This is a genomic window from Nitrosomonas sp. Nm58 (assembly GCF_900107335.1).
Classification (GTDB): Bacteria; Pseudomonadota; Gammaproteobacteria; order Burkholderiales; family Nitrosomonadaceae; genus Nitrosomonas.
The window spans coordinates 1-5,074 of the sequence record NZ_FNPQ01000087.1 but is presented as its reverse complement, the minus strand read 5'-3'; the positions used below and the strand labels follow the sequence as shown (position 1 = coordinate 5,074).

Below are 5,074 nucleotides of genomic sequence, written 5' to 3'. Positions count from 1 at the left end.
GCTATGTTTATGGCTATTGCCTCGTTTGCTGACAGGATCAAACTCTTTTTTATCAAGTTCCATTCCTCATCATTTATATCCGTTTTGTATGACATTTCTTAGCTTACTATCAAAAAATACTTGATTCTAATGGAAATCGTTTTGCCAGGCAGCTTCTTAAACTCAGATTTTCCATTAGGGAAATTTTCCAATGGAAGCCATTAGAATAAGTTATTAAAAACAAAGATAATTTACTGAATTAGTTTAGTCCGATTGGCGCACGTTTTCTTCCGGAGGATTTTCGTGGATTTTGAGCTTCGCTTTACCGATAAAGAGATAACGACCTGGGGTGTGGCATGGGGTTGATGAAGCGGATGCTGGATCGGATTGGATTCAATGTGGCTGCGGCAAGCTGTGGCTTGCCGCAGCCTGGCAGTAATCGAGGTTATGCACCCATTCAGTTGCTTCTGCAGTTCATGCTTTTAATCTGGTGTGGCGCAAACCGTTTTGAGCAGGCGGAAGTAACCCGGCATGACCGGCATGATCCGGTATTTTAAAGAGGCCCTATTTGCGTTAAATGTGGGAAGGAGACTAACCTGAACGTTGCATAAATTTTCTGTTACCTTCTCTGGTTTCCACCCCCCTTATTTTTTGATTTTTAGGCGATATCTCCCCTACCCCTAGCGACAAGGTTGAGCGTGAACTGGTTATTGGGAAGGGGGTGGCATCGTCTCGTGAGCCGGACGTGCCGGGTTATGGAGAGGCTAGCATGGCAGATTTCCTGCGGGCTGAGACGAGTCGTTGACAGACTTTTGTCAGCAGCGCCCTGACCGGACAGGCGCTGGGTAGGTGTAGCAACACCCGGTCTTTGTATTGTTTGACGCGTACGGCAATCTTGAACAGCGAAAGGATGACTGTCTTTGGCTGTGTGCTCGCCAGTTCGGTATCATCGTGCAAGCCCAAAACGCGCAGCTGCTGGTGCAGGACATAAACTGCGGCCGTCAGTAATAGGCGTGCAAAGTTAGCGAAGAAGCTTGAAGCCGAGGTGCGGTCTGACTTCAAATCGGCCTTCACTTGTTTGATCCAATTCTCCGCTTGTCCGCGCTGGCAATACACCTGCTGGTAGAGTGCGCCGGGAGTGGAACTGCGCAGCGACGTGACCACGTAACGCTGATTATCTGCGGCTGGCCGCCCGGTGTTCCCTGCCAGCACCTCGGCCTTGAGCACCACGCGATGCGCTTGCGGCCAGGATTTGGCAGCATAGTCGAATTCACCGAACAGGCGCACTGACGACACGACCGGCCCCATCCCTTGAGCAGCCATCGACTGATGCAACGCAAGATGACCGCGCGCATTCCTCATCAGTCCCTCAGCTTTGGCGGACAATACGGCGTTGCCGCCCAAGCCAAAGATGAAATCGGCATTGCCAATTTCACTGATCAACTTCATCAGCTCTGGATTGGAGAAATGCCCATCGCCGCGCAGCAGGATGTGGGTATGCGGCCAGTGCTGGCGCAAAACATGCAGCACTCGCTTCATGATCATGGCATTCTCGGCACCCGTTGGGCGCTTACCGGGGCGTAGCACGGAAGCCACCAAGGCGCCTGACTCAGCCTCAAACACCAGCAGTGGCAGGTAGCAATAGTGCCCATAGTAATGATTGTAAAAGGCAAGCTCCTGCTGACCGTGCGCTGCATCATCGGTATGATCAATCTCCAGCGTGATGCTGCTCGGCGCCTCGCTGTAAGTGGCGACAAACTGTTCGATCAGTGCTCTGGCTACCCGATAGAGGTCGCTGCGGCGCAGCGATCCCTCCAGGCGGGAGTGTGTTGCGCTACAAGCCAATGGATTACCGGTATCCAGCGGTGCGCGCCCTGCCGCCAGCTTAAACAGCGGGTCGGCGCGCAAGGTATCGGTATCATTGCCGTCTTCATAACCTGAGGTAATTTGAAATACGCGCTGTTTCAGCAAATCCCGCAGGAGGTGAGGATATAGCGCGCATCGCGTGGGCCGGAAATCGCCGGCAGTCAGGCAATCTATCAGGCCGATACGATGATCGACTGCATCCAATACCACTGCACCAAAATCAGAGGAGAGCTCCCCTCCAGCAAAGTCGGCGCGAACTGTGAAGCCGGGAATGGAATTAAAGCAGAGTTGTTCTGGGACAGAATTGGCAGCGGGGCGAGCAATTGCAGGCATTTTTTTACGAAACAGTCTCTCAGTAATTCCCATTATATCAAACGCTTGGAGCATTATTTGTCCGATTTATGCAATGTTCAGATTAAAGATGGTGATTGTGATTGTTATGGCGATGGAATGCATGGTCACATGATGATGCCGCATGGCCATAGCTATGCTCACATGATTGCATCTCATGCGGATGCACTGCCAGCTTAGTAACGAACAGCTCGGCAAAATCGCCCGCCTACACATGCAAGACGCAAAAGAACATGAAAAAATTAAAGAAAAGATGCACAAAAGCCACCACGCTTTTCGAAAAGCAAAAATGCAACCTGGCACTGAAGATGTGACGCTACGTAAATTAGGTAAAGTGTATGCAGACGCTTTTACTGCAATGGTTGAGTATCATATAAAAGAACGCAAGGCTGTACATGATATTTTGACACTCGATCAAATGGAAAAACTATTACACTTCCTTCACGAGTATTTACTTCATAGCGGCTACAAATTTTTCCTCATTGCTCATCCACTATCTTCGATACAGACAGTATCGAGAAAATAAGCAGTCTGCTGAAAAATGTAACTTAAAAAAGCAAAAATAATGGAGAAGCATCTTTTATTTGGTTTCAATAAATTTTTGTTAAAATATGCATCAAAATCAAAAAAATATAATTTTTGTTCAATTGCCAAGAAATATTGATTGAATATAAAAATACCGGGGAGGGTAACTAAATAATGTTTTCATCTACCTCTTTCAGAGGTATCAAGTTAAAATTTTGCTCTCTAGCAAGAATTTATTTCCTGAAACTAATTTTGAGTTTAGTAACCACTGCTGTCACGTTTCAGGCTCACTCTGCAGAATCTACAGATTCGACTAGCCAGAACTTTAACTGGTCACAAACACCTCCAGTAACAGCACTGCCGCGCGTAGGAATTTTCGGGATACCGCCTGCTGGTCCTGGTTATTATTCACTCTGGGATTTAATCACGGGAAATAAACGCGAAACTCCGCCGATTTCTCCCTATGCTCCTTCTGCATTGCTTCCAACCTCTGCGTTTGATATTGATTTTCGCTACCTCGAAAAACCTGATCATGAAAAAGATTTTTTTGATCCACTCAAACGTATTCATCTAAATGATGACTGGCTACTCTCCTTTGGGGGTCAATTCTGGTACCGATACATGCACGAAACGGATATGCGTTTTAGTAATGCTAATGCACCTGATGCTGACAATAGATATCATCTATTTCGCACACGTTTCCATGCAGATCTTTGGTATCAGGACAGATTTAGATTATTTGCTGAATTCCTAGATGCGCGCACCTCCGGTCAAGATTTACCTGCGTTAGCCATTGATAAAAATTATACTGATATGCTGAATCTTTTCGCAGATATCAAGTTAGGACAGTTCCTGGATGGCCCGGCGTATATGCGGATCGGTCGACAAGAATTACTTTATGGCTCTCAAAGACTGATCTCTACTTTAGACTGGGCCAACACACGTCGAACCTTTCAAGGTATCAAGACATCCTGGCGTACCCCTGCTTTTGACTTGGATGCCTTTTTTATGAGGCCTATGACAACAGAGAAGAATGAGTTCGATAATTGGGACTTTGATCGGAATTTTTTTGGCTTATGGGGCACGTATAAACCAATGAAAGGTCAATTGCTCGATCTATATATTCTCAGTTTGATTGATAACCGAGTTGTTAAGTCGGCAGATATTCTGAGTGGCAATATCTTGCAAGGCGATTCAGTCTTACAAACTGTGGGAGGACGGATAGCAGGTGATTACAACCGGTTTTTATACGAACTTGAAGGAATGTACCAGTTTGGCAGACGTTCCCATCTTGATATATCAGCTTTTGCGGTAGCTTCGGGTGTAGGATATCATCTTCCCTTTCCTATGAACCCCCAGTTTTGGTTACGCTATGATTTCGCCTCCGGCGACAGCAACCCGCAAGATGGTAGAACAAACACGTTTAATCAACTTTTTCCATTTGGACATTATTATCTAGGATATATGGATCAGGTGGGACGTCAGAACATGCATGATTTCAATGCGCAAGTAACGTTACATCCTCAACCCTGGTTCACATTTATCGCACAGTATCATCGATTTTATTTAGCAAACAAGCGTGATTTTCTTTACAATGCTGCTGGCATGGGAACTTTGCGCGATGCAACAGGGCAATCAGGTAGCCATATCGGTGATGAAATTGATTTCCGTGTGAATTTTCATGTAAGTCGCCATCACGACGTGCTCGTCGGATATTCCAAACTATTCACAGGTAATTTTATTGAAAATCGGCGACCTGGCATTTCACCTGATTTCTTCTATACTCAATATACTTTCCGTTTCTGATTTTTAAGAAAAATAAAACAATGAAAAAACTGCTATTGATTATGACTCTCGCCTTTACGACCTTTTTACTGGAACCGGCATCTGTTTTCTCCGATCAGACTGACAAAAATGTCGCAAATACTTCATCCGCTAAAGCAGAGAAATTACCAGGTGATGAAGGTATAGTCGTATCGGTACTGGATACTACTGGCTATACCTATATGGAACTGGAAAATGGTGGCAAGCGTTTCTGGATTGCAGCGCCTACTACCAAAGTCAATGTTGGTGATCATATCCGCTTTGTTGAAAATATGTCGATGCATAACTTTACCAGCAAAACCCTGAATCGGACATTTGACCGGCTTATCTTTGTGACCTCAACCAAAGTAAAGGTTTCTCAATAACCCGGAGCAATGATCTTCCAGATCATGTGATTGATTTCTCTACCTGTTAAGTATGTTTATTTGAAGCTTTAGCAGGCCGTTGAAAAATACGGCACTTTCAGTCTGAGATTCTGTTTTTAAAGGACCGCAAGTATTTCGATTGTTTTTTGAAGCTATTTTTTTCT

5 protein-coding genes are annotated in these 5,074 nt (G+C 45.4%); 4 read left to right on the top strand and 1 reads right to left on the bottom strand.

From position 1 onward, the window contains the following. Nucleotides 1-335: 335 nt before the first annotated feature. Nucleotides 336-536, top strand: a complete 201-nt coding sequence (locus tag BLW34_RS14855) for a hypothetical protein (RefSeq protein ID WP_090581229.1) — start codon at nucleotides 336-338, stop codon at nucleotides 534-536. 196 nt (nucleotides 537-732) lie between these two features. Here the strand turns inward: BLW34_RS14855 and BLW34_RS14850 are convergent, their stop codons facing one another. Continuing rightward, entirely contained in the window at nucleotides 733-2,178 is a 1,446-nt protein-coding gene (locus BLW34_RS14850; RefSeq protein WP_090581235.1) for an IS1380 family transposase, read from the bottom strand. A 175-nt stretch (nucleotides 2,179-2,353) separates the two neighbouring features. Here BLW34_RS14850 and BLW34_RS14845 point away from each other — a divergent pair, with 175 nt between their 5' ends. The 3 genes from BLW34_RS14845 to BLW34_RS17185 all read left to right on the top strand — a co-directional run bounded on the left by BLW34_RS14845 (nucleotide 2,354) and on the right by BLW34_RS17185 (nucleotide 4,910). After that, entirely contained in the window at nucleotides 2,354-2,722 is a 369-nt protein-coding gene (locus tag BLW34_RS14845) for a Spy/CpxP family protein refolding chaperone (RefSeq protein WP_143037970.1), read from the top strand. A gap of 251 nt (nucleotides 2,723-2,973) precedes the next feature. After that, the gene (locus BLW34_RS14840; protein WP_256203828.1) at nucleotides 2,974-4,527 is read left to right on the top strand and encodes an alginate export family protein; all 1,554 of its coding nucleotides are present in this window, start codon (nucleotides 2,974-2,976) and stop codon (nucleotides 4,525-4,527) included. Between the two features lie 20 nt (nucleotides 4,528-4,547). Then, on the top strand, nucleotides 4,548-4,910 hold the full coding sequence (locus BLW34_RS17185; RefSeq protein ID WP_256203827.1) for an NrfJ: 363 nt from the start codon (nucleotides 4,548-4,550) through the stop codon (nucleotides 4,908-4,910). The last annotated feature ends 164 nt before the right edge of the window (nucleotides 4,911-5,074 follow it).